At 59.6% G+C, this 3344-nt stretch carries 2 protein-coding genes; both read left to right on the top strand.

The window, feature by feature from the left end; translation table 11 throughout:
- Nucleotides 1–235 precede the first annotated feature (235 nt).
- Nucleotides 236–2134 (top strand): DNA ligase D, encoded by a 1899-nt coding sequence (gene ligD, locus ACWTU8_RS31575; protein ID WP_455851220.1) that lies wholly within the window; start codon nucleotides 236–238, stop codon nucleotides 2132–2134.
- 91 nt (nucleotides 2135–2225) lie between these two features.
- On the top strand, nucleotides 2226–3344 hold a 1119-nt coding region (locus ACWTU8_RS31570; protein WP_455851219.1), incomplete at its 3' end, for a helix-hairpin-helix domain-containing protein.

Here is a 3344-nt window from a genome sequence, read left to right as displayed (position 1 = left end):
GCGGATACGCTGTGGCGGCATTTGAGGGCACGTTCCTGCTCTTGATTATTGCCAGTGAGCTGTGCGCGCAAATCGGGAAAATGGAAGGGCCGGAGGCAGGAGCACGGCCTCAGGCCGAGGCGCTAATCAAGCGGGTCGCCAATGATCGCGAACGGCCTGCAGCGAAACTAAAGAAGTAGTCGCGCGTTGGACGCGGATAACGCTATTTCGTCTCTGGAGTATGGTTTAGGTCAGAGTGGTCAAACCAACGTCGCATAAGGCAATCAATGGGTCGAGCGCTAGTCAAGCGAAGTCGCCCGCTCGTGACGAGGTCACTTTAGCGCCGCCCGCTTTCCGGCCGGTCCAGCTCGCAACGCTCGTGGACACGGTCCCTTCCGGCGATCGTTGGATCCATGAGATGAAATACGACGGCTATCGTATTCTCGTTGCCGTCGGCGGTGGCGAGGCGCGCGCCTACACACGATCTGGTCTGGACTGGTCTAGCCGTTTTCCCTCGATCCTCTCCGAGGCTCGCAAGCTCAAGGTGCGCTCCGCCCTGATTGACGGCGAGGCCGTGGTTGTCGATGCGGAAGGAAGATCTAACTTCCAGGCGCTTCAGAATGCATTGAAGGGTGCCCCGGCGACTATCGACTTTTATGCGTTCGATCTGCTGCAGCTCGACGGCGAAGATCTGACAAGGCTTCCTCTTCTTGAGCGCAAGGCGAAGCTGGAGGCGATCTTGGCTGCGAAAAATCCGGTCCTTCGTTACTCCGACCATATCCTCGGCCGCGGAGAAGAGCTGCTCGATCGCTTCTGCGCAGCCGGCCTTGAGGGCGTCATTTCAAAGCTCGCGGATTCGAGTTATGTGGCGGCCCGCGGCGCAAGCTGGCTGAAGATCAAATGCATCAGGCGGCAGGAATTTGTGATTGTCGGCTGGACGCCGTCCGACAAGGTCCGCGCGTTTCGGTCCTTGATCCTTGGCGTTCATGAGGGCGGCAAGCTGCGTTACGCCGGGAAAGTCGGCACCGGCTTCGATACCGCTGAACTTCTTCGTCTCTTGAAGATCATGGCGCCGCTTGAGCAGAAGGCCGCGACCGTCGACGCACCACGCGCCGAAGTGCGCGGCGCACACTGGCTCCGTCCGAAACTGGTCGCTGAGATTGCCTTCACCGAAATGACAAATGAAGGGACGTTACGACATCCGAGCTATCTTGGTCTCCGCGAAGACAAGGAGCCGGAGGCGGTCGTCCTCGAGACGGAACGTCATGCAGCCGATCTCGCCGCGTCTGCGACAACCGCCATCGCGATAAGTAACCGTGACCGCGTCATCTATCCGGAGTCCAACATCACCAAGGGACAGCTCGCCGACCATTACTCAGCGGTCGCGGCGATCATGCTTCCTTGGGTTGGCAGCCGGCCGATCAGTCTGGTTCGATGCCCACAGGGCCGCGCGAAGAAGTGCTTCTTCCAAAAACACGACGCCGGCAGCTTTGGCGACAAAGTCCACCACGTCGGCATCACGGAGAAGGACGGGCACGAGGAACCATATCTCTATGTCGACGATGCCGACGGACTGATGACTTGCGTCCAAATGGGAACGATTGAGCTGCATGGATGGGGGGCTCGGATCGAGGATATCGAAAAGGCCGACCGCCTCGTGTTCGACCTCGACCCCGATGAAGGCCTCGATTTTGAGGCCGTCCGCGCCGCTGCCTTTCAGTTCCGCGCTATCCTTAAATCGCTGGGGCTTACGACTTTCCCGATGCTGACGGGAGGCAAAGGAGTGCACGTCATCGCGCCCCTCACCCCTGGCGCCGAGTGGCCAGAGGTGAAGGACTTCGCGTCTCGCCTAGCGCAGGCGGTCGCCCAGAGCGATCCGGCCCATTTCACGGCCGTGTTGTCAAAGGCGCGCCGCAAGGGTCGCATCTTTGTGGACTATCTACGCAATCAGCGCGGGGCGACCGCGATCATGCCCTACAGCGCAAGATCACGTCCGGGCGCCCCTATCGCGGCACCGATTACGTGGGCAGAGATGAAGACAATAGATGCGCCCTCTCATTTCCACGTGGGCGATGCTCCTGAATTAAAGAAACGCGCAGCCTCCAAAGCTCTAGCGGGATGGGGTCGCGCTGACCAATCCTTGCCCAATCTGTAGCGTCCGACGCGGGAAGAGGCAGTAAAGCCGGGATTTAAAGGGCAACGCGGCGCTTGGAACCTGCGGAGACCGGCCTCGTTTGGCTGAAGCCATGGCAAAAATCGATCCGAGGACCGTCGCCAGTCTTTTGAGGGAGTACGCGCAACGGGCGTCTATGCGCGGCGACAATCCCTATCGCACAAAGGCATACTTGCGCGCGGCAGACAGTCTGACGGCGCTGTCGCAGCCGCTTGATCGGATCATCGCCACCGGCGCCCTCACCAAGATCCCGGGGATCGGTGACGCGATCGCAGACATCGTGACCAAGCTTTACCAAACCGGCACGCACCCAAGCCTTGAGAAGCTGCGCGAGGATGTTCCAGCGGGCGTGATGGAGCTGTTTGCCATACCCGGGCTTCGTCCCGATAAGATACTGAAGCTTCATCAGGCGCTCGGCGTGAACTCGCTGGCGGAGCTCGAGGCCGCAGCAAGAGAAGACCGCATACGCCCAGTCAAAGGGCTCGGCGCCGCACTTCAGACAAAACTCCTGCAGAACCTGGCCATCGTGCCAAGCGGCGAAACGCAACTTCACCTGCACAAGGCCGCCGCTCTTCTCGAACATGCGGTCATATCGGTGAAGCAACAGCATCCAGAGTTTTCGCGCGTCGAAATTGCAGGTGACTTCCGGCGCGGTTGCGAGCTCGTTTCCGACTTCGCCCTGGTAGCGCAGGGCAGAAAGTCGACTGGAATCGAGGATACGACCCTCAGGCTTGTTATCACGGACAGGAAGCACTTTGGCGCGAACCTGCTCGAAGCAACCGGTTCGGCAGACCACCTTGAGCAACTGAAGACGTTCGCGGCCGACAAAGGATTCACCCTAAACGCCGACGGGCTTCATCGCGGGAGAAAGCTGATCGCGTCAGCGACAGAAGAAGAAATCTACCAAGCTCTAGACTTGCAGTTTATCGAGCCTGAATTGCGCGAAGGCAGGGACGAGATTGAGAGGGCGGCAAAGCAGAAGCTACCCGCCCTCATTGGGGATGAAGATCTGCATGGCATCCTGCATTCTCACACGACCGCATCCGATGGCACCGAAACGCTTGAGGCAATGGCTGAAGCCACGCGCAAGCGCGGTTTCGAATACTATGGTGTCGCCGATCATTCGCAGTCCGCTCACTACGCAGGCGGCCTTTCGTTGCAGGAGATTGCTGAACAGCACCGCGAAGCTGAC

The sequence above is a fragment of the Mesorhizobium sp. BHbdii genome (assembly GCF_053848045.1).
The sequence above is the reverse complement of the archived record's forward strand: the minus strand, read 5'-3'. Positions and strand labels throughout refer to the sequence as shown.